The organism is Allobosea sp. ASV33 (assembly GCF_016428755.1).
Taxonomy (GTDB): Bacteria; Pseudomonadota; Alphaproteobacteria; order Rhizobiales; family Beijerinckiaceae; genus Allobosea.
This window is the reverse complement of sequence record NZ_JAELTI010000068.1, coordinates 1-20,501: the sequence shown is the minus strand read 5'-3', so window position 1 is coordinate 20,501 and position 20,501 is coordinate 1. Positions and strand designations below refer to the sequence as shown.

17 protein-coding genes are annotated in these 20,501 nt (G+C 68.5%); 5 read left to right on the top strand and 12 right to left on the bottom strand.

The features are described 5' to 3' along the window. The first annotated feature begins 51 nt into the window (after positions 1-51). Positions 52-1,116, top strand: a complete 1,065-nt coding sequence (locus JHD80_RS18475) for an Ldh family oxidoreductase (protein WP_199090373.1) — start codon at positions 52-54, stop codon at positions 1,114-1,116. An 8-nt stretch (positions 1,117-1,124) separates the two neighbouring features. Here the strand turns inward: JHD80_RS18475 and JHD80_RS18470 are convergent, their stop codons facing one another. The 3 genes from JHD80_RS18470 to putA all read right to left on the bottom strand — a co-directional run bounded on the left by JHD80_RS18470 (position 1,125) and on the right by putA (position 7,848). Beyond that, positions 1,125-2,516, bottom strand: a complete 1,392-nt coding sequence (locus tag JHD80_RS18470; RefSeq protein WP_199090371.1) for an amidase — start codon at positions 2,514-2,516, stop codon at positions 1,125-1,127. A gap of 54 nt (positions 2,517-2,570) precedes the next feature. Further along, positions 2,571-4,010: an aldehyde dehydrogenase family protein gene (locus JHD80_RS18465; RefSeq protein ID WP_199090369.1), complete on the bottom strand. Its 1,440-nt coding sequence runs from the start codon at positions 4,008-4,010 to the stop codon at positions 2,571-2,573. Between the two features lie 136 nt (positions 4,011-4,146). Next, complete coding sequence (gene putA / locus JHD80_RS18460; RefSeq protein WP_199090366.1) at positions 4,147-7,848, bottom strand: trifunctional transcriptional regulator/proline dehydrogenase/L-glutamate gamma-semialdehyde dehydrogenase; 3,702 nt, start codon at positions 7,846-7,848, stop codon at positions 4,147-4,149. A gap of 148 nt (positions 7,849-7,996) precedes the next feature. Here putA and JHD80_RS18455 point away from each other — a divergent pair, with 148 nt between their 5' ends. Continuing rightward, complete coding sequence (locus tag JHD80_RS18455) at positions 7,997-8,473, top strand: Lrp/AsnC family transcriptional regulator (RefSeq protein WP_199090358.1); 477 nt, start codon at positions 7,997-7,999, stop codon at positions 8,471-8,473. Between the two features lie 8 nt (positions 8,474-8,481). On the opposite strand, the gene JHD80_RS18450 is transcribed toward JHD80_RS18455, so the two are convergent. From JHD80_RS18450 to JHD80_RS18440, 3 genes are all read right to left on the bottom strand, one after another. Continuing rightward, positions 8,482-9,684, bottom strand: coding sequence for a CynX/NimT family MFS transporter (locus JHD80_RS18450; protein WP_210339923.1), 1,203 nt, complete (start codon positions 9,682-9,684; stop codon positions 8,482-8,484). After that, entirely contained in the window at positions 9,681-10,358 is a 678-nt protein-coding gene (locus JHD80_RS18445; protein WP_199090350.1) for a FadR/GntR family transcriptional regulator, read from the bottom strand. Before JHD80_RS18445 ends, JHD80_RS18450 begins: the two co-directional genes overlap by 4 nt. 147 nt (positions 10,359-10,505) lie before the next feature. Next, positions 10,506-11,309 carry a YggS family pyridoxal phosphate-dependent enzyme gene (locus tag JHD80_RS18440; RefSeq protein ID WP_199090348.1) on the bottom strand — a complete coding sequence of 268 codons (804 nt, stop codon included), beginning with the start codon at positions 11,307-11,309 and terminating at the stop codon, positions 10,506-10,508. 90 nt (positions 11,310-11,399) lie between these two features. Between JHD80_RS18440 and pdxR the strand changes: the two genes are divergently transcribed. Further along, positions 11,400-12,881 (top strand): MocR-like pyridoxine biosynthesis transcription factor PdxR, encoded by a 1,482-nt coding sequence (gene pdxR / locus JHD80_RS18435; RefSeq protein WP_199090346.1) that lies wholly within the window; start codon positions 11,400-11,402, stop codon positions 12,879-12,881. A 27-nt stretch (positions 12,882-12,908) separates the two neighbouring features. Here the strand turns inward: pdxR and JHD80_RS18430 are convergent, their stop codons facing one another. The 6 genes from JHD80_RS18430 to JHD80_RS18405 form a co-directional block, all read right to left on the bottom strand. Continuing rightward, positions 12,909-13,376, bottom strand: a complete 468-nt coding sequence (locus JHD80_RS18430) for a YHS domain-containing (seleno)protein (RefSeq protein WP_199090344.1) — start codon at positions 13,374-13,376, stop codon at positions 12,909-12,911. Positions 13,377-13,381: 5 nt separating this feature from the next. Then, the gene (locus JHD80_RS18425; protein WP_199090343.1) at positions 13,382-13,867 is read right to left on the bottom strand and encodes a hypothetical protein; all 486 of its coding nucleotides are present in this window, start codon (positions 13,865-13,867) and stop codon (positions 13,382-13,384) included. Between the two features lie 21 nt (positions 13,868-13,888). Next, positions 13,889-15,286 carry a tetratricopeptide repeat protein gene (locus JHD80_RS18420; protein WP_199090342.1) on the bottom strand — a complete coding sequence of 466 codons (1,398 nt, stop codon included), beginning with the start codon at positions 15,284-15,286 and terminating at the stop codon, positions 13,889-13,891. Positions 15,287-15,355: 69 nt separating this feature from the next. After that, the gene (locus tag JHD80_RS18415) at positions 15,356-16,552 is read right to left on the bottom strand and encodes an OpgC family protein (RefSeq protein ID WP_199090341.1); all 1,197 of its coding nucleotides are present in this window, start codon (positions 16,550-16,552) and stop codon (positions 15,356-15,358) included. Next, the gene (locus tag JHD80_RS18410) at positions 16,552-18,204 is read right to left on the bottom strand and encodes a thiamine pyrophosphate-binding protein (protein WP_199090340.1); all 1,653 of its coding nucleotides are present in this window, start codon (positions 18,202-18,204) and stop codon (positions 16,552-16,554) included. The genes JHD80_RS18415 and JHD80_RS18410 overlap by 1 nt, the downstream gene beginning before the upstream one ends. Positions 18,205-18,276: 72 nt before the next feature. Beyond that, positions 18,277-19,155 (bottom strand): CE1 family esterase, encoded by an 879-nt coding sequence (locus tag JHD80_RS18405; RefSeq protein WP_199090339.1) that lies wholly within the window; start codon positions 19,153-19,155, stop codon positions 18,277-18,279. A 154-nt stretch (positions 19,156-19,309) separates the two neighbouring features. On the opposite strand from JHD80_RS18405, the gene JHD80_RS18400 reads away from it, so the two are divergent. Together JHD80_RS18400 and JHD80_RS18395 are read left to right on the top strand one after the other, a co-directional pair. Next, complete coding sequence (locus JHD80_RS18400) at positions 19,310-19,882, top strand: sigma-70 family RNA polymerase sigma factor (RefSeq protein WP_349237298.1); 573 nt, start codon at positions 19,310-19,312, stop codon at positions 19,880-19,882. An 87-nt stretch (positions 19,883-19,969) separates the two neighbouring features. After that, on the top strand, positions 19,970-20,501 hold a 532-nt coding region (locus tag JHD80_RS18395), incomplete at its 3' end, for an NrsF family protein (protein ID WP_199090338.1).

Sequence of the window (20,501 nt, the reverse complement as noted above, 5' to 3'; positions counted from 1 at the left end):
TGACGACCACGCCCGGCCTTCGCCGGGCGTCTTTACATCGAGGACAGGCTGATGGCGGCTTCGAACACCTATCCGGCGGAAGTCCTGAAAAGCTTCGCCATCGCCTTGCTCGAAGCAGCCGGCGCGCCGTCCGAGAACGCCGCCATCGTGGCCGAAGCACTTCTCGACGCCGACAGCGAAGGCCTGCCCTCGCATGGCATGCTGCATCTGCCGATGTATCTCGCCCGGATCGCAGGCGGCTCCGTCGATCCCCGCGCCACCGGTGAGATCGTCATCGATCAAGGCGCGCGCCTGACGCTCGATGCCGGCAACGGGCTCGGGCAGGTCACGGCCGAAACCGCCTGCGACATCGCCGTCACGCGCGCCGAGACCCATGGCCTCGCGCTGGTCGCCATCCGCAATGCCTTCCATTTCGGCGCCGCGGGGCGCTTCGCACGCAGGATCGCGCTCTCCGGGCAGGTCGGAATCGTCATGGCGAATACCCGCCCGATGCTGCCCGCACCCGGCGGAACGGAGGCGGTCGTCGGCAACAATCCCCTGGCGATCGCCGTTCCGAGCGAAGGTGAACCCATCGTCCTCGATTTCGCGATGAGCGCCGGCGCCATGGGCAAGATCAGGCTAGCGGCCGGCAAGGGCGAGCCGCTTCCCGAGGGCTGGGCTCAGACGGCTGAGGGCCAGCCGACGCGCGATGCGCTGGAGGCACTGAAGGGGACGCTGCTGCCCGCCGCCGGCGCCAAGGGCTTCGGCCTTGCTTTGATGATCGACCTCATCGCCGGCGGGCTCTCAGGCGGCGGCATGGGTGAAGCGGTGCAGCCGCTCTATGGCGAGATGGACCGCCCCTATGACAGCGCGAACCTGTTCCTCGCGATCCGGATCGAGGGCTTGCGCCCGCCCGCGGAATTCGCCGCGGCTGCATCAGGATTGGCCGATCGTGTCCGCGCTTCGCGGGTCACGCCCGGAGCGGCTCCCGTCCGCGTCCCGGGCGACCGCGCCGCCTCGGCGCGCAGCCGTTTCGACGGTCATTGTCCTCTTGGACCGGAGACGCTCGAAGCCCTGCGCAGCCATGCCACCCGGCTCGGCGTCGCCGTTCCCGCAGCACTCGCCGCCCCGGCCTAGCCTGGCCCTCAGCCGGAAAGCTTCGGCCAGGGCCGCAACGGCGCGCGCATCTCCTCGAAGGCACGGCCCAGCCGCAGGACGCCGAGATCGTCGAAGGACTGGCCGATGATCTGGAGGCCGATGGGCAGCCCGCCGCTGGAATAGCCGCAATTGATCGACAGCGCCGGCTGGCCGCCCATATTCGCCGAGACCGTGAAGGCGATATGCTCGAAGGGGCGCTGCGGATCGTTGAAGGGCGAGGCCCACTCGGCCGGATAGGACGGCTCCGGCGCCGTCGGCGAGATGATGAAGTCGACGTCCTTGAGCGCGCCATGGAGCGCGTTGCGCATCGCCTCGATCTGGGCGAAACCGGTATAGACGTCGCCGCCCGTGAAATCCTTGGCGCTCACGATCCAGTTGAAGATATAGGGCAGGATCTTGGCCTGCTGCTCCGGCGGAAGACGCGAGACGTCCTCATAGCCCCGCGCCCGCCAGAAGCGGTCGAGCCCGTCGATCATGGTGCGGGTCAGGAAAGGCTGGATCGGCACGATCGTCGCGCCGGCATCGGCCAGGATCGCGGCGGCGCCCTGGACAGCCGCAAGCGTCTCGGCACCGACCGCCTGGCCGAAGCCCGCCTCCAGCCACAGGCCGATCTTCAGGCCCTTCACAGAGCCCGCGAGATCGAGCCAGTCGAGCTCCTGATAGGGGATCGCCATCGTGTCGCGACGATCCGGCTTGGTCAGCACCGACATGTAGAGGGCAGTGTCGGCGACGGTGCGCGTCATCGGCCCGGCGGCGCGCCCGATGAAGGGCGGATCGATCGGCAGGCGCCCGGCCGAGGGCTTCAGGCCGACGAGGCCGCACCAGCCCGCGGGCAGGCGGATCGAGCCGCCGATATCGGTGCCGATATGAAGTGGGCCGTAGCCGGCCGCCGCCGCGGCCCCCGCTCCGGCGCTGGACCCGCCGGGATTGGTCGAGAGGTCCCACGGGTTGCGCGCCAGCTTGTGGAAGCTCGACAGGCCTGAGGAGAGCATGCCGTAATCGGGCATCGTGGTCTTGGCGAAGATGACGCCGCCGGCCTCGCGCGTGCGGGCCGCTGGCGGCGCATCGGCCGCCGCCGGAACCAGATTGACCGCCGCAGTGCCGAGCGGGACCGGCGTGCCCTTCGTCGCGATGTTCTCCTTGATCGTGACGGGCACGCCGTCGATCGCGCCCAGCGGTTCGCCCTTCATCCAGCGTGCCTCGGACCCCCGAGCGCTCGCGCGGGCAGCCTCCGGGTCATAGGCCCAGAGTGCATTGATTTGCGGCTCCCAGGCATCGGCGCGCGCGATGACGGCGTCGATCACCTCGACCGGCGAAAGCTTGCGGGCACGATAGGCCTCGACGAGGTCGACGGCCGTCAGATCAGCAAGGTCGGTCATGGACAGCTCTCATCCTATCACGCATCCCGCCGCCCGAAGGCAGCGAAGGCATCCTCAGCCGTGGAAGATCGAGATCGTCTTCATGCTGGCGAAGCCATAGAGGGCCTCGAAACCCTTCTCCCGGCCATGGCCCGATTTCTTGACGCCGCCGAATGGCAGCTCGACGCCGCCGCCGGCACCGTAATTGTTGATGAAGACCTGGCCGGCCTGCGCGGCGCGCGCCATACGCAACTGCCGGCCGCCATCCTTCGTCCAGACGCCGCAGACCAACCCGTAGGGCGTCCCGTTGGCAAGCGCCAGCGCCTCTTCCTCGGTATCGAAGGGCATGATCACCTGCACCGGGCCGAAGATCTCCTCCTGCGCCAGCCGGTGACCGGGCGGCACGTCGCGCAGCAGGGTCGGCGCGACATAGGCGCCTTCAGCCGGCGCATCGGGAACGATCGTGCCCTCAGCCGCGACTTTCAGGCCGTCCTTGCGGGCAACACTGAGGAAGTCCTCGATGATCGCCTTCTGGCGCTGCGAGACCACGGGGCCGACGGAAAGATCGGCCTCGGCCGGCCCGACCTTCAGCGCCCGGTACTTTTCGCTCATGCGGGCGATGACATCCTCATAGACCGAGCGTTCGACGAGGATGCGCGACGAGGCCGAGCAGGTCTGGCCGGCATTCTGGATGCCGGCATTGACCAGGAACGGCACGGCGCGGTCGAGATCGGCATCGGCGAAGACGACCTGGGCCGATTTGCCGCCGAGCTCCAGCGTCACCGGCACGGCGTTGCGGGCGGCGGCGGTCTGGACCATCTCGCCCGTCCGGGCCGAGCCGGTGAAGGAGATGTGGTTGATGTCGGGGTGCTCGGAGAGCGCCGCGCCGGCCTCGGCACCGAAGCCCGTGACGATGTTCAGCGCGCCGGCCGGCAGGCCCTCCTCCTGCGCGATCCGCGCGAATTCGAGGATGGTCAGGCAGGCTTCCTCCGCCGGCTTGACCACCGCGGCATTGCCCATGGCCAGCGCCGCACCGAGGCTGCGGCCGAGGATCTGCATCGGGTAGTTCCACGGGATGATATGCCCGGTGACGCCGTGCGGCTCATAGATCGTCAGGACGGTAAAGCCGTTCTGGTAGGGGATGGTGTCGCCATGCACCTTGTCGGCGGAGGCGCCGTAGAACTCGCAATAGCGGGCGAGCGCGACGACATCGGCGCGCGCCTGCGTCAGCGGCTTGCCGACATCGCGCGCCTCGATCTCGGTCAGGAGGTCGATGTTGCGGAGCACGCCGGCCCCGATCCGGGTCAGGATGCGCCCGCGCTCGGTCGCGGTCAGGCGCCCCCATTCGCCGGCCAGCGCCTGCCGGGCAGCGGCGACCGCGAGATCGACATCCTCCCGCCGGCCCCGCGCCAGCCTGGCCAGGACCTGGCCGGTCGAGGGATTGCGCACGTCGATATGCTCGCCGTCGACGGCATCGCGCCATTCGTTGGCGATGAAATTGCGGTAGGTCTTCACGGGGCGCCTCGGTGGTCGTCTGATATTCGGCGAACCACGCCTGGAGGCGGACAGCCGTCGCACGGAGTGGTATCCGGGATCGGGAAGCTGTCAATTGCGAAGGGCGAGCGCTCGCCCTTCGCCATCGGCATACCGCTCAGCCGATCGTCATCAGGCTCGCATTGCCGCCGGCCGCGGTGGTGTTGATCGAGGTGGAAACCTCTTCCAGCAGCCAGTTCAGGCAATAGGCATCGGGATCGCGCTTCAGCTCCTCCGTGCTCGCCGCCTGAACCAGAACGAGCGGGCCGGATAGCTGGGCGATGCGGCGGTTCACCTCGCCGATACGCTTGGTATCACCCTCGACCAGCGCGCCCGAGAACGGGCCGTCGGCCTCCCAGTCCGAGGTCCAGCTCACGCGAGCCTCCACCGCAGCCGGCAGGCCCGAGAGCGCGCCCTTCAGCCCGGAGGCCGCATCGATGACGAGCTGGTTACCCGTCGCCAGCGCCGCCGCGACCTGCTGGTAGAGCCCGGTTTCGGTCTGCGGCGCGAGCAGGATGCGGCCGCGCGGATGCAGCGCATAGAGATTGCGCTCGCCGACCGGGCCTGCCAGTTCGACATGAAGACCGAGCGCCGAATGGCCGCCGATCTCGCGCGCGGCGTCGGCTTCCGCCTTCAGCCCCTTCTCCGAGAGCCAGGCGGCATATTCGATCAAGGCCGGATCGGTATGGATCGAGCTGTGCTGCGGCGGGATCGGCGCCTTGCGCACGAGCCGGCCGATATAGAGCGGCCCGCCCGCCTTCGGCCCGGTCCCCGACAGGCCGCGGCCGCCGAAGGGCTGCACGCCGACCACCGCGCCGATGATGTTGCGGTTCACGTAGAGATTGCCTGCCTTGATGCGGCTGGTGACATGGGCGATCGTCTCGTCGAGCCGCGTGTGCAGGCCGAAGGTCAGGCCGTAGCCGGAGCCGTTGACCTCGTCGATCAGCTTGTCGAGATCGTCGCGCTGATAGCGGATGACGTGGAGAACCGGGCCGAAGACCTCGCGCTTCAGGTCGGTCAGGCTCTTCAGTTCGACGATGGTCGGCGGCACGAAGGTGCCCTTCGCCGCGGCCTCCGGCAGAGGGAGCTGCTCGACCTTGCGGCCGAGACCGCGCATGCGCGCGACATGATCGTCGATCTCGGCTTTAGCGCCCTCGCTGATCACCGGGCCAATATCGACGCTGAGCTTGTCGGTGCGGCCGATGGAAAGCTCCTTCAGCGCGCCCTGCAGCATGTTGAGCGTGCGGTCGGCGATATCCTGCTGCAGGCAGAGCACGCGGAGCGCCGAGCAGCGCTGGCCGGCGCTGTCGAAGGCCGAGGCGATGACGTCGGCGACGACCTGCTCGGCCAGCGCCGAGGAATCGACGATCATGCCGTTCTGGCCGCCGGTCTCGGCGATCAGCGGGATCGGCTTGCCCTCGGACGAGAGTCGCTCGGCCAACTGCGCCTGAATGCCGCGCGCGACCTCTGTCGAGCCGGTGAACATCACGCCGGCCGTCTCGGCCGCGCCGACCAGCGCCGCGCCGAGGCGCCCGCTGCCGGGCGTGAACTGCAAGGCGCCGCGCGGGACGCCGGCCTCGTGCAGAATCTTCACGCTCTCATGGGCGATAATCGGGGTGACGCCGGCGGGCTTGGCCATCACCGCATTGCCGGCGACGAGCGCCGCCGCGACCTGGCCGGTGAAGATCGCCAGCGGGAAGTTCCACGGGCTGATGCAGACGATCGGGCCCAACGGCGCATGCGCCGGCCCCAGCGTCTTGCGCGCCTGGTCGGCATAGTAGCGCAGGAAGTCGATGGCCTCGCGCACCTCGCTGATGGCGTTGGCGGCCGATTTGCCGGCCTCGCGCATGGCGATGCCCATCAGCGTCTCGATACGGGCCTGCATGATGTCGGCGGCACGATCGAGACAGGCGGCGCGCTCGGCCGGGGGCACGGCGGCCCAGGCCTTGCCGCCCTCGGCAGCGAGACGCGCGATCTTGGCGGCGTCCTCGACCGCAAGCTCGGTGACCTGTCCGACCACGTCCGAATGATCGGCCGGGTTCAGGATCGGGCGCGTCGTGCCCGAGATGGAGTTGTCGGCTAGCAGCGGCACGGCATGCCAGCTCTGACCGACCGTCGCCGCGAGATTGCCGGCAAGCTCGGCCAGCGCCGCCTCGTTGGAGAGGTCGATGCCCTTCGAATTGGCGCGGTCGGCGCCATAGAGGTCGGCCGGCAGCGCGATCTGGTCGTGCAGCATGCCGATGACCGGCATCGCCTCGACGACATCGACGGGATCGGCCACGAGCGAGTCGATCGTAACCTTCGGATCGGAGATGCGGTTCACGAAGGAGGAATTCGCACCGTTCTCGAGCAGGCGCCGCACGAGGTAGGCGAGCAGCGTCTCATGCGTGCCGACCGGCGCATAGATGCGGCAGGGCCGGTCGAGATTGTCTTGGCCGACGACCTCGTCATAAAGCGGCTCGCCCATGCCGTGCAGGCACTGGAACTCGTACTTCCCCACGGCGAAGTCGTCGCCGGCGAGATGATAGATCGTCGCCAGCGTCTGGGCGTTATGCGTCGCGAATTGCGGGAAGATCGCGTCCGGCGCGGCCAAAAGCTTGCGGGCGCAGGCGACATAGGCAACGTCGGTATGGACCTTGCGGGTATAGACCGGGAAATCGGCGAGCCCGTCGACCTGCGCGCGCTTGATCTCGGCATCCCAATAGGCGCCCTTGACGAGGCGCACCATCATGCGCCGGCCGGAGCGGCGGGCGAGATCGATGATCCAGTCGAGCACGAAGGGGCAGCGCTTGCCATAGGCCTGCACCACGAAGCCGAGGCCGTTCCAGCCCTTCAAGCTATCGTCGAAGCTCAGCGCCTCCAACAGGTCGAGCGAGAGCTCCAGCCGATCGGCTTCCTCGGCATCGATATTGAGGCCGATATCGTAGGATTTGGCGATCAGCGCGAGCTCGCGCACTTGCGGCAGCAGCTCCGACATCACCCGGCCGGCCTGCGCGCGACTATAGCGCGGATGCAGCGCCGAGAGCTTGATCGAGATGCCCGGGCCTTCATAGACGCCGCGCCCATTCGCGGCCCGGCCGATGGCGTGGATCGCGTTCTCGTAGTCGCGATAATAGCGGGCGGCGTCGGCGGCGGTCGTCGCGGCCTCGCCGAGCATGTCGTAGGAATAGCGGAAGCCGCGCGCCTCCAGCGGGCGGGCGCGTTTCAACGCCTCGTCGATCGTCTCGCCGGTGACGAACTGCTCGCCCATCATCCGCATCGCCATGTCGACGCCGCGCCGGATCACCGGCTCGCCGGCGCGGGCGATCAGGCGCGTCAGGGCGGCCGCGAGGCTGCGGTCATTGACGGTGGAGGTCAACTTGCCGGTGACCACCAAACCCCAGGTCGCGGCATTGACGAAAAGCGACTTGCCGCCGCCGACATGGGACTTCCAGTCGCCGTCGGCGATCTTGTCGCGGATCAGCGCGTCGCGCGTCGCCGTGTCCGGGATGCGCAGCAGCGCCTCGGCAAGGCACATCAGCGCGACGCCTTCCTGGCTGGAGAGCGAATATTCCTGAACGAGCCCCTCGACGCCGGTGCCCTTGTGCTTGGCCCGCAGCGCCTCGATCAGCTTGCGCCCCGTGCGGGCGATCTCCTGCTTGCTCGCCGGCGCCAGTTTCGCCGCGGCCAGCAAGGGCGGCAAGCATTCGGTCTCGGGCCGGCGATAGGCGGCGGTGATCGCCTGACGCAACGGCGACTGCTCCCGGATCGGCGGGGCGAAGCCCTCGAAAGGCGCCGGGCTGAGGTCGGTGGCGAATGCGGCAGCGGTGGCTTGGCTCATGGCGGTTCCCGGCGGGTTCGAAATGGACGGGCCGGGGGCGAGACCCTCTCCCGTTCTTTGCGCGGGAGCTTATCACGGCCGCGATTCTCACGCGGTCCAATTTTTGCTAACCTGCAGTCCGTTCGGACTTCAGATATGAGATTCACAAATGAAAAAGACCAAGGAAATACCGATCGAAGGCGATCTGGACGCGCTCGACCGCAAGATCCTCGACGTCCTCAGGGAGGATGGGCGGATCTCGATCGCCGAGCTCGGGGCGCGGATCGGCCTGTCGAAGACGCCGTGCCAGATCCGCTTTCGCCGGCTGATCGATGATGGCTACATCGAAGGCTTCCGGGCAACACTCAATCCGGCGAAGCTCAAGCTCGATCACATCGCCTTCGCCGAGGTGAAGCTGTCCGACACCACGGAAAAGGCGCTGAGCAAATTCAACGAAGAGGTCAAGAAGATCCGCGAGGTCGAAGAGTGCCACATGATCGCCGGGCGCTTCGACTATCTCCTGAAAATCCGCACGCCGGATATCAGGCGCTACCGCGCCGTGCTGGGCGAGAAGATCTCGAACCTGCCCCATGTCGCGAACACCTCGACCAATGTCGCCATGGAGACGGTCAAGGAGACCTGGTGAGCGGTGCCCTACGGCTCGACATGCAGCGCCCGGCCGGCGAACCAGCCATTGACCGCGGTGCCCGCTCCCAGCAGGACGAAGAGCACCGCGCTCCAGGCGAAACTGCCGGTCCAGCCATGGATCAGCCCGACGACGAGCGGGCCGATGGCGGCGAGCAGATAGCCGACGCATTGCGCCATGCTGGAAAGCTGGGCCGCGACATGCGCGTCGCGGGCGCGCAGGACGATCACGGTCAGCGCGACCGCGATCAGGCCGCCTTGCCCCATGCCCTGCAACACCGCCCAGAACCAGACCGACCAGAGCGGCGCGAACAGGAGACCGAGGAGAGCCACGACGGCCAATGCGCTGAGCGCGACATTGATCGCCCGTTGATCCCGGCCGCGCACGGCGATATGCGGCGCGACCAGGCAGGCAGCGGCCTGCATCATTACCGACACCGAGACGATCGCCCCGGCCGTGACGCCGTCCAGCCCGCGCTCGCGCAGGATCGGCACCAGCCAGCCGAATACGCAATAGGCCAGCGCCGACTGCAGCCCCATGAACAAGGTGACGTGCCAGGCCAGCCTGTTCCGCCACAGGCCCTGCACGTTCGGGCGGGTCCCCGCCGCCTGGAAGCGGTTCGAAAGCACCTGCGGCAGCCAGAGCAGGCCCGCCAGCAAGGCGGGAAGCGCCCAGACCGCCAGCGCCCCGCCCAGCGACAGACCGAACGACTGCTTGATCGGCAAGGTCAGGCCGGCAGCGCCGGCCGCCCCCGCGCAGAGCGCCATCGTGTACCAGCCCGTCATCAGCGCGGCCCGATCGGGAAAGTCGCGCTTCACGACGCCCGGCAGCAGCACGTTGCCGATGGCGATGCTGGCGCCGGCCAAGGCCGTGCCCAGGAAGAGCAGTGGAACCGATGCGAAGCCGCGTAGCGCGGTGCCGCAGGCAAGCAGAAGCACGGCGGCAAGCAAGGTCCGCTCGGTGCCGATCCAGCGCGACAGGCGCGGCGCCAGGGGCGAGAACAAGCCGAGGCAGACCACGGGAAGCGTCGTCAGGACGCTGGCGCCCAGCGAGGAAAGGCCGAGCGTGCCCGATATCTCCGGCAGCAGGGTCGAAGCGCTGGAAAATACCGGCCGCAGATTGAACGCGATGAGCACGAGGCTGGCACCGAGGAGAAATCGCGAGAGAGCGGTCGAGGTTGCGCCCGGGGCAATGGCGGCTGGCTGGCTCAAGACATCAGTGCCTTGTCGAGCGCGCTCAGGACGGGCGCCATGAATCGGCGCACGGCCGCGTCAGCCCGGTCGGGATCGCCGGTTTCGATGGCGTCCACGATCGCGCGATGCGCCGCCATGTCGGGCTCGGGCAGGTCGTCTTCCAGCGTCGCCGCGATCGTTTCCGCGATCAGCCGCGAAGAGAAATCGTATAATCCCATCAGCACGCTGTTGCGGGACGTGTCGATCACCGCCCGGTGGAAGGCGAAATCGCGGGCAACGAAAGCGGTCTTTTCACCGCCGGCATAGTCTCCACGCTCCGCCAGCAAGGCGCGAAGCCGGGCGACATCGACCGGGGCACAACGGAGTGCCGCAAGTCGCGCCGCCTCGACATCGAGCGCCAGCCGCGCCTCGAACTGCTCCCGAAGGCCGGCGCGCTTCGCCGTGGCGAGCGACAGGCTCGTGCCGGTTGCCGACAGCACATAGGTGCCGGAACCCTGCCGCGTTTCCAAGATGCCCTGGGACGCGAGAACTCGCACCGCCTCGCGCACGGTGCCGCGGCTGACCGCAAGCGCACTCGACAGGGCCGCCTCGTTCGGCAGCTTCTCGCCGATGCCCCAGCGCCGCGCGAGGATTTCGCCGCGGATGGCTTCGGCAGCATTTTCGGCCAGGCTCGGCCTGTTCAGCGCACGCATCGTAATTCACCAAGTCATCGGATGACCCAGTGAATATCGCATCGCACCTGCCACGTCAAAGCTTGCCGGTTCGACGCAGCGGGAGCAGCGGAGCCTGGTTCAGACCCCAACGGCAATCGCAGCGACAACACGATCGCAGCCGTCGTGTCAGCGCGAAAACAGGCCCGGCCAATAATGCCCATCCGGGGTGGGGCGCTTGCCGAAGATGGCCTGGCCGACGCGAACGACCGACGCGCCTTCCGCGATCGCTTCCTCGAAATCGCCGGTCATGCCCATCGACAATTCGGTCAGGCCGGGATGGAGCCGCGCTGCTTCGTCACGCAACGATCGCAAGAGGGCGAAGCAGGGCCGCACCTTGGCCATGTCGGCGCTGAAGAGCGCCAGCGTCATCAGGCCGCGCGGCCGCAGGCGCGGAAACCGATGCAACGTCTCGACGAAGGGCAGGAGTGCATCCGGGTGCAGGCCGAACTTGCTGTCCTCGCCCGACGTGTTCACCTGCACGAAGACGTCGAGAAAACGGCCCTCCCGCTCCAGCCGCGCGTTCAGCAGATCGGCCAGCCGCAAGCTGTCGAGCGCATGGAACTCCCGCGCGAACTGGGTCAGGTACTTGACCTTGTTGGTCTGGAGATGCCCGACGATGCTCCAGTCGATGGCGAGATCGGCCAGCGCCTCGCGCTTCGACATCGCCTCCTGGATCTTGTTCTCGCCGAAGGCGCGAATTCCGGCCTCATGGGCGAGCCGCAGGATCGGAGCCGGCACCGTCTTGGTGATCGGCAGCAGCCGCACCGAGGCGCGCTCCCGCCCGGCCCGCTGGCAGGCTCGCGCGATGCGCTCCTCGACCGCCGCCAGGTTGGCGCGGAAGAACGCCACGGGGTCGGCCGTGAATCGCTGGATATCCTCGGCAGGCAACGAACTCTCGCCTAGCCCGGACCAGGCTCCCGCCTCCGTCATGCCACCGTCCAACACAGCCTCCTGGCCTCGCTCAGCCCTTGGAATGTCCTTCGCATAGCGTCATGCTGGCCTATCAAGAACAGCCAGTTGATGAGAGTTGCAGTGGTCCAGCAGAATGGCCATCAAGCCCGGCCTCGCCCCTTGGGTGCGCGCGGAATTTACGAGGCTCTGCGAGATCAGATCGTGGCCGGCGTGTTCGGGGTCGATGGTTCCTTGCCGTCCTCGCGCATGCTGGCCGAGGAGCTCGGCGTCTCCAGGACGACCGTGACGGTCGCATTCGAGCAGTTGCTGGCTGAAGGGTTCATCACCGTCCGGCAGGGCGCGAAGCCGCGCGTCGCCGCAGCCGTCATCGGCCGGGACCTTCGCGCCGGCACGCCAAGCCAGGCCGGCGCGGTCCGCCTGTCAGCCTATGGCGAGCGCATCCGCGGCATTCCCGCCTGGCGCGACGATGCCGCGAGCCCACTCGTCGCCGACTTCCGCTACGGGGTTCTCGCGCCGTCCGACTTTCCGGCGGGGATCTGGAAACGCGCGATGAACGCCGCCATGGCGCGGCGCCCCGACCGGCTCTCCTATGACGATCCGCGCGGCCTCAAGCGCCTGCGCATGGCCTTGCAGGGCTACCTCTGGCGCGCCCGGACACTGCGTTGCGAACTGGACCAGATCATCGTCGTCAGCGGTTCGCAGCAGGGCCTCGACCTCTGCGCCAGGCTCTTCCTCGATCCCGCCGATCGCTTCGTGATCGAGGACCCCTGCTATGTCATGGCCCGGCGCACCTTCGCAGGCACCGGGGCTTGCCCGGTCCCCATCGCCGTGGATCGCGACGGGCTGCAGACCGAGCTGCTGGCCGGCGTCGCGGCGCGGCTCGCCTATGTCACGCCCTCGCACCAGTTTCCGCTGGGCGGCGTGCTACCTGTCGCGCGGCGACGCCAGTTGCTCGACTGGGCCCGGCAGAACGACGCCTATGTGATCGAGGACGATTACGACAGCGAATACCGCTACGACATCAATCCGATCCCGCCCCTGCACGGGCTGGGTGACAGCGACAACGTCGTCTACCTCGGAACCATCTCCAAGACGCTCTCGCCGACATTGCGCATCGGCTATCTCGTCGTCCCGCCCGGGCTCCAGCAGGTCTTCGCGACGGCCAAGCAATTGATCGACCGGCACTCGCCCCTCGCCGAGCAGGAGGCCCTGGCGTCCCTCATCGAGAGCGGGGCGTATGAAAGCCATGTGCGGCGGGCCCGCCGCCTCAACGGCGAACGCCGTCAGGCACTGCTGAACGTGCTGCACCTCGCCTTCGGCGACAGGATCAGCGTCGAGGGTGCCAATGCCGGGTTGCACGTCCTCGTGCGCTTCACCGACCTGCCGCAATCCCTGGAAGCCGCCCTGATCGATGAAGCGCGCCGGGTCGGGGTCGGCGTGCACTCCGCGGCACCGCTCTATGATCCGGCGATGACGGAAGCCCGGCGGGACCGGATCAGCCTCGTCATGGGCTATTCCGCCCTGGACGCGCGCCAGATCGAGCGCGGCGTGCAGCTCCTGGCGCAGGCCGTCGCGCGCGTTTTGTCCTGAGATGTGGATGGAAGACCCTGGTGGGGCCTACCGGACATCCTTCGCCGTCAAGCGCGGCCAGTTCCCGTCGCCGCGCGCGATATAGGTCTTCGTCCGCCCGAGCCAGGTCTTCTGCACGCCGAGATCGTAGTTGAGATAGAGCCGGCCCTCGACGATCGACCAGGCTTCCGGCTCGATCTTGACGAGATAGCCGCGCGAGGTGCCGTATGCGCAGAAGCCACCATAGGCCGGCAGGTAGCGCTCCGGATCGGCCTCGAACAGCGCCTTGTGCTCGGCGCTGGCGAAATGCCAGGTCGCGCCGCCGTGCCGGACCGAGAATTCCGGCTTGCCGAGCCGCGGACCCCCGTCGCGAAAATACGCGACGGGATCGTAGCCGCGGATCGCGAGGCCATCGGCCGAGCCCAGCGTGTTGACCGGGCGTGGTGCCTCCGCCTTGGCCCCGCCCCCCGCCAGCGCTGCGGCGGCGAGACCGATGAAGACGCGTCGATCGAGCATGGGCTTTACTTCCCGCGCGCTTCCAGCGCCTCGAAGACATAGGCTGCGAGGTAGCCGTAGATCGCATGGCCGATGAGGCTCATGAAGGACAGGCGCGGCACGTCGTTCAGCAGGAAATGCTGCCCGGCCAGAGGTGCGAAAAAGCCGAGCGCGATGAAATAGGTGATCACGCCCCAGATCCAGCCGTCGGCCGGCATGCCGAAGCTCTTCACCCAGCGCGTCAGCCCCCAATAGCCGAGAGGATAGAACAGGAAGCCGGTGGTGAAATGCAGCAGCTTGGCGGTCGGCGTCGAGATCGTCAGGCCGAGCTGATGGTAGAAGAGCGACTTCACCAGCTCCGGCGGCTCCAGCGGATATTCGGCGAACCAGGCGGTCGGCACGGCCGAGAACAACTCCCAGAAGCCGAGGCCGGCAAAGCCGCCGAGCGCAAGATTGATCACGGTGCGGGTCGAGGGCAGCGCGAAGCTGCGGGTCATGGTTGCGGTGGTCATGGCAGCGGTCCTTTCCGGATGTCAGTGGGCGATGGCGAGCGGGGTGGAAGCGATGGCGAGCGCAGCGAGCCGTCCGGCGCCGCGACCGCGCAATTGCGCCAGCCGGCGGGCGGCGAAGAGATTGGAGCCGCCGCGCCGCCGCAGCCGTTCGCCGAGAATCTCGGCGGCGCGTTCATGCTCGCCGGCCCGGATCAGGCTCTCGGCATAGGCTTGCTCAAACAGGTCGCGCTGGGCATGGCTGCCGCCGATCGCGATCAAGCCGTTGCGGGCCGAGCCGAGCAGGCGGGCGGCCTCGTCATAGTCGCCCTCGTGGAAGGCGATCAGCCCGAAGGCGGCGAAAGCGCCGCTGCGGGCGGCGGCGCGCCGCTCGATGCTGGGATGAGCCTTGGCATCCTCGATCAGGCCGCGGGCGATGGCCTCGGCCCCATCGCCATGGCCGGCGCCGAGCAGGGACAGGGCATAGTGCAGATCGGCGAAGACGAGACGGCCGTCTTGGACGCGCCCTTCGGCCCTGGCGGCAAGCTCTTCCCAGCGCTCGCCGACATCGACGCCGGCATAGTCGAGCCGCGCCAGCAGCGAAGCGCCGTTGGCGATGTCGCGGTAATCGTCGGTCGGTTCGGACCTGATCTCCTCGTCATAGAGCCGCAGCACCTCGCCGGTCTCGCCGCGCTCCAGCCGGAACAGCGCGAGGTGCCAGAAGATGTGGAAGCGCAGGTTGTTGGCATGGGCGATGTCGCGCCCGTCGCCAAGCCAGGCGATGCCTTCCTCAGCCCGGCCGGTCATCTCCAGCACATGGGCGACGGCATGGCGGCCCCAGGCGTCGCGCGGGCTCAGGGCCACGGCCCGGCGGCCGACACGCTCGGCCTGCGCATAGAAACCGCGCTCCTCCAGCGCGAAGGCATGGCAGCCATGGACGAAGCCGGCGAGCGGATGGCTCTCGCCGAAGCCCGGCGCGAAGCGGTTGAGCGTCGCCAGCATCTCGGCCTGGTCGCCGAGCATGAAGCGCAGGCCATGCGAAAGCTTGAGCGCCAGCACGTCGAAGGGATGGGCGAGGAGGATCCCCTCCAATCGCTCGGCGGCCCGCCGCGGCTGATCATCGAGCCAGAGCGCCAAGGCTTCGACGATCATCGCCTCGCGCCGCGTCACCGGCCGCAGCAGCGTCGCCATGCGCGCCTTGGCGAGGCAATCGCGAGCCGGGGCGACGAGCTCTGCGCGGGCCAGCGAGAGCAGCATCAGCCCCTTGGCGGCATGGGCCAGCGCGAAGTCGGGATCGGCGGCGAGCGCCCGGGCGAGATGCTCGGGCGTCGCGGCGGCATGGGCCAGCAGCGCCTCGAGCATGTCGTTCCAGGCGAGGCGCGCTGCATCGCTGGAGGCGGTGATCGGGTCGCCGGAGAGATCGTGATGAACGGCGTAAGACATGGGCTGCTCCATTGCCGCGCCGTGAAGGGCGCTTGTCAGGGAGTTCGCAACGGCTCGATCAAGCGGCGTTCAACTCGCTTCACGGACCCGTGTTGTCAGCGGAGCACTCGCGGGCGGCGCGCCCTGCGCCGCGATCGCGGGCTTGCGCGCCGCGCCGGCCCAGGGCGCGCTCTTGAACCAACCGACCACGCATGCGGTGGCGAGGATCAGCACGAAGCCCGCGAGATTGAGCAGAGCCACCACGACCTCGCCGCGCCCGGCCATGTCGGCGATCGTGCCCAGGAGCCGCGCCAGCACAACGCTTGCCAGGAAGCAGGCGAGCGACTGCCGCCCGATCAGGATGAGCAGATGGCCTGCGCCGCGATCAAGCCGGTCCCGCCAGGGCTCGATCAGGCTCAGCGCGAGATAGGCGAGCGCCAGGAAGTGCAGCACGCGCAGGATATGCAGATCGGTCTTCTCGCTGGCGGGGATGACGAGATCACGGACCGCCTGCGCCGGAGGCCAGTGCTCCAGGATGCCCCAGAAGGACAGCGGCACCGAGAGCACGAGGAAGAGCGCGGCTCCGATCATCAATCGCCGGTCACCAAGCGCGGGTACCGGCAGCCATTTCATGGCGATGAAGAAGCCGATGAAGAAGATGAACTGCCAGGCGAAGGGATTGAGGAACCAGCCGGCGCCGGTCCAGGGATTGCCCGACAGGTTGAGGCCGCTCGCCCAGACGGCCGCATAGAGCGTTCCTGCGATCAGGAAGGGCAAGACGGCATGGAGCCGGCGCGCCAGCATCATCACCGGCACGAGCGCCAGGATGACGAGATACATCGGCAGGATGTCGAGATAGTCGGGCTGCCAGCTCAGCGTGGCCAGGCCGAGCAGGGCATTCTCGGGATCGGCGAGCAGCGGCTGGAATTGCTGCGCGAGCACGGCAAGGCCGAAGACCCGGTCGAGCGCGGCGGCGAGCGCGATCAGCGCCAGGACGAGGCCGATCTGCGCCCAATAGACCTGCCAGATCCGGTAGGCGATGCGCGCGGTCCCGAGCCACGGCCCGCGACGCGTGAACACGCTGCCGAAGGCGAGCGCGCTGGCGATGCCGGAGCAGAAGACGAAGAGCTCGGCGCCGGATGAAAAACCGAAGCGCGCGGGAATCCAGGCGTTCCAGCTGTTCTCCGGCAGATGCGCCACGAAGATGATCAGCATCGTCAGGCCGCGAAAAAGGTCGAGCCGCTCGTCGCGGGGGCGCTTCGCAGGGGTGGTGGACGCTGCGTCCATCAGAACGCTCCCTCGTAGCTGGAAGCATCGATGCGGCAGGCGAGTACGGTGAAACCACTCCGCCGGAAGGCCGCTTCCGCCTCGCGTGCCAGCGTGTAGCAGTCGGCGATCATGGCACCATGCCCGCCCATCGCACGGGCGACGGCGGCAAAATCGGTCTCGCCGATATCGACACCGGCGCGGGCCAGGCCGAGCTGGCGCTGCTTCAGCGCGATCAGCCCGAGCGCCTGATCCACGAGCACGACGACGATCACCGGCAGGTCGAGATCGCGCAGCGTCGCCAGCTCGCCCAGCACCATCTCGAGCCCGGCATCGCCGACGAAACACAAGGTCGGCCGGCCGGAGCCGAGCGCCGCGCCCGTCGCCAGCGGCAGGGCACAGCCCATGGTGCAGAGCCCGCTCGACTGCAGCAGGCGGCGCGGCCCGTCGCAGGCCCACATCTGGCTGAGCAGGATGCGATGCGCGCCGGAATCGGCGGTCGCGATCGTGCCGGCCGGCGCAATGCGGCGCAGCGTCTCGAAGACGGCATGCGGCCCCCATGCGCCGGGACCGGCAAAGGCGGCGCGGAGCGCTTCGCGGACCACCGCAGGCTCGCCGCCCGGCCAGTCTGTCTTCGTCGCCTGTCCTTCCGAGAGCTTCGTCAGCGTCATGGCGACATCGCCTTCCAGCAGCAGGCTGGAAGAGTGCATGCCGTGCTGGACCGGCTCCGCGACGATGTCGATGACGGGCTTGCCGGCGGGCCAGGGGGTCCGCCAACCCTGGCGCATCTCGATCGGGTCATAGCCGGCGAGCACGATCAGGTCGGCCGCCTCGATCAGCGGGCGGACGAGCGCGTCGGCCTTGGGCGAGAGGCCGACGGCCCCGATCACGCGCGGATCGCCCTCCGGCACCAACCCCTTGGCCTTGTAGGTGGTGAGCAGCGGCGCACCGGTCCGGGTCAGGAACCCGTCCAGCGCAGCCGCTCCGCTCTCTTGAGCGACGAGATCGAGCCCCGCGATCACCAGAGGACGCTGCGCAGAGGCGATCAGCGCTTGTGCTTCCCGAAGATCGGCCGGGATGCAAGGCGCCGCGGCGGGCATGGCTGGTGCTGCGCGCCTGGCGGTGCGGGCTTCGGCGACCGAGATCGGCAGGTCGATATGGACCGGGCCCGGCCTCCCGCGCCGGGCTATGGCGATGGCCTTGGCGACGACGACATCCTCCGTGCCAATAGCGGCACGGAAGCTCGCCTTGACCAGCGGTCGCAGCACAGCCTGATGGTCGAAGACCTGATGCGTGTAGCTCTCGGCCAAGGCCTGGTCGACGCAGCCGGCCACGAAGATCAGCGGCACGCGGTCCTGCTGCGCGTTGGCGACGACATTGACCGCATTGGCGACACCGGGACCGAGCGTCGCGACCAGAACGGGCAGCGCGCCGGTCGCATGCCAGAGCCCTTCCGCCATGAAGCCGGCCGCGTTCTCGTGCCGCGCGAGTTCGAAGCGGATCCCGGCGCTTTCGAGCGCATCGACCAAGGCCAGCACTTCGCCGCCGGGGATGCCGAAAGCGTGGGTCGCACCAGCCGCTGCGAGTTGGGCTGCCAGGAGATCGGCGCCGGTCACGAAGCCCGCCGGATCGGCTCCAGCCGGCTCCGCGGCCGCTATCCGTTCGTGACGCATCGTCTCTCTCCACTTCGCCGCTGCAGCGGCTATGCGGGTGAAATCGCGCGGGAGCCCGGTTTGGTTACACGATCACGGAGACGTGAGACCGACGGCCGAAGCGGGCGTCGGCATGGTCAGCCGCCAGGCGCGTTCGACCCAGGCCGCATCAGCGATATGCCCGCCAGCATGCAGACAGAGTTCCAGCCGCGCCGTGCCGGCGCAACCGGTCGCAACCCGACAGGCCAGGCCTTCCGGCGCAGGAGCGGCGCGCGCAGCGTCCGCCAAGCCTGCGGTACAGCCGCCCGGCGCGAAAACCGCGAGGCTTTTGAAGACATCGCCCTGCCTGGAGCCCTGGCGCAGGCTGCGGCCGGCGAGCGGCACCGTCATATCGCTCGTGCCATGGACATGGATCAGCGGCGGGCGCGGGCCGTCGCAGCTTTCCGGCAAAGGCTCCCAGAAGGCGCCGGCGATCGGCGCGAAGGCTGCAAAGCGCCGGGGCATCCGGCAGGCGAGATACCAGACCATCGAACCGCCCTGCGAAAAACCACTGGCGAGGATGCGGCCGGGATCGACGGGAAAGCGCGCGATCACATCGTCGAGCACCTGTCCGACGAAGACGAATTCATCGCGATGACGGGCAGGCGAGCCGGGATAGGACCAGGATCGGCCGGCGCCATCCGGCGCGATCAGCGCGACCCCGAGCCGCCGTGCAACCGCCACGAGAGCGGAATCGGCGATCACCTCCTCGGCCGAACCCTGATAGCCGTGGAAATAGATGATCGCGCCGACCTTGCGCCCTGCCGGCGCCTGCGGCGGCAGCACGATGCGGTAACCCCCGCTCGCCACGCTGCAGCCGGTATCCGCCGGGCAGGCATCGCGGGACTGGACAGGGGTTGGCGTCTGCGCGGTGGCCGACGCCGCCAGGACGAAACCGGCCAGCGCACCGGCGAGCCCTAGCCTCGATGCCATGTGCGATCTCTCCGCTGCTTCGGTGAAGCCTGCCCCTGCGCGCGAGCGTAGCCGGGGCGAGCCGGCGCTTCATCTCGGCATCGCGGACTTGTGAGCCGGCTGCCGCCATGCAACGGAATTGCGTTACGAATCCCCCTGCGAACAAGCGCAAGACGTGTCGCTGCAAGAGCTCGAAACCCAGCTCCGACCGCTCTTCCTCGCGGCCCTTGCCGGCGATGCCGCAGCCTATCGTCTGTTCCTCGATACGATCAGCGTGCGCCTGCGCGGCTATCTCAGCCAGATGCTGGCCCGTGCCGGCCGGACCGAGGCGAGCGAGGCCGAGGACGTCCTGCAGGAAACCCTGTTGGCGCTGCACCTTTCGCGCCATACCTATGATGCCGTGAGCCCGGTGACGGCCTGGGCCCATGCGATCGCGCGCTACAAGCTGGTCGACCATCTGCGCCGTTCCGGCCGCCATGCCGGCGCGCTACCGCTCGACGACGAGGCGCATCGATTGGCAGGCCCCGCGGAAGGCGCCGCGGCAGAGGCAAGGCTCGATCTCGCGCGCGCTCTGGACGCTTTGCCGGAGCGCACGCGGCGCCTGATCGATCAGGTCAAGCTCCAGGGCGCCAGCGTCGCCGACGCCGCCATGGCTGCCGGGATGACGGAGACGGCGGCCAAGGTCGCGATCCATCGCGGCCTTCGGGTCATGGCACAATTCCTCTCGAAACGGAGGAGGCAACCATGACGGGATGTATGAGGCATCGGTCCGCCGTAACCTTTCGCCGGCTCCGCGCGAATTCCCCTTGAACCGGACAATCTTCGAAGATCGAACATGCAGACCGACGATTTGATCTCCCTGATGAGCATGGACGACCGGCCGGTCGATACCGGCTGGCTGCGCCGTGCGACCTGGCTCGCGGCGTTCGCAGCGCTCGCGGCGACGGCCGGGCTCGTCCTGCTGACGCTCGGAACTAGGCCGGACCTCGCAAGCGCCTGGACGACGCTGCCGGTCATCGCCAAGGCCGCCTTCGGCGCCAGCATCGCAGCCATCGCGCTGGTGTTGTTCCAGAACAGCCTGCGCCCAGGCCTGAAGCCGGCGCGGCGCCTGCCGTTCATTGCGCTCCCGCTGCTGGCCGCCGCGGGTTGGGCCCTGCTGACGCTGGCGCAGGCGCCGGCCGAGCAGTGGCAGGCCCTGATCTTCGGCCGCTATTGGCGAGGCTGCCTGATCGCGGTACCGCTCTATGCGCTGCTTCCGCTCGTCGTGCTGCTGTTGCTGGCACGGCGCGGCGCACCGGTCGACCGCAGCTTGACCGGGGCTTGCGCCGGCCTCGCCTCCGCCGGGCTCGCCACGATCGCCTACAGCC

Bases quoted from the DNA above. Each gene is read 5' to 3' on its own strand.
- JHD80_RS18475 (WP_199090373.1), top strand. From the start codon at position 52: ATGGCGGCTTCGAACACCTATCCGGCGGAAGTCCTGAAAAGCTTCGCC.
- JHD80_RS18470 (WP_199090371.1), bottom strand. From the start codon at position 2,516: ATGACCGACCTTGCTGATCTGACGGCCGTCGACCTCGTCGAGGCCTAT.
- putA (WP_199090366.1), bottom strand. From the start codon at position 7,848: ATGAGCCAAGCCACCGCTGCCGCATTCGCCACCGACCTCAGCCCGGCG.
- JHD80_RS18455 (WP_199090358.1), top strand. From the start codon at position 7,997: ATGAAAAAGACCAAGGAAATACCGATCGAAGGCGATCTGGACGCGCTC.
- JHD80_RS18445 (WP_199090350.1), bottom strand. From the start codon at position 10,358: ATGCGTGCGCTGAACAGGCCGAGCCTGGCCGAAAATGCTGCCGAAGCC.
- JHD80_RS18440 (WP_199090348.1), bottom strand. From the start codon at position 11,309: ATGACGGAGGCGGGAGCCTGGTCCGGGCTAGGCGAGAGTTCGTTGCCT.
- pdxR (WP_199090346.1), top strand. From the start codon at position 11,400: ATGAGAGTTGCAGTGGTCCAGCAGAATGGCCATCAAGCCCGGCCTCGC.
- JHD80_RS18430 (WP_199090344.1), bottom strand. From the start codon at position 13,376: ATGCTCGATCGACGCGTCTTCATCGGTCTCGCCGCCGCAGCGCTGGCG.
- JHD80_RS18425 (WP_199090343.1), bottom strand. From the start codon at position 13,867: ATGACCACCGCAACCATGACCCGCAGCTTCGCGCTGCCCTCGACCCGC.
- JHD80_RS18420 (WP_199090342.1), bottom strand. From the start codon at position 15,286: ATGTCTTACGCCGTTCATCACGATCTCTCCGGCGACCCGATCACCGCC.
- JHD80_RS18415 (WP_199090341.1), bottom strand. From the start codon at position 16,552: ATGGACGCAGCGTCCACCACCCCTGCGAAGCGCCCCCGCGACGAGCGG.
- JHD80_RS18410 (WP_199090340.1), bottom strand. From the start codon at position 18,204: ATGCGTCACGAACGGATAGCGGCCGCGGAGCCGGCTGGAGCCGATCCG.
- JHD80_RS18405 (WP_199090339.1), bottom strand. From the start codon at position 19,155: ATGGCATCGAGGCTAGGGCTCGCCGGTGCGCTGGCCGGTTTCGTCCTG.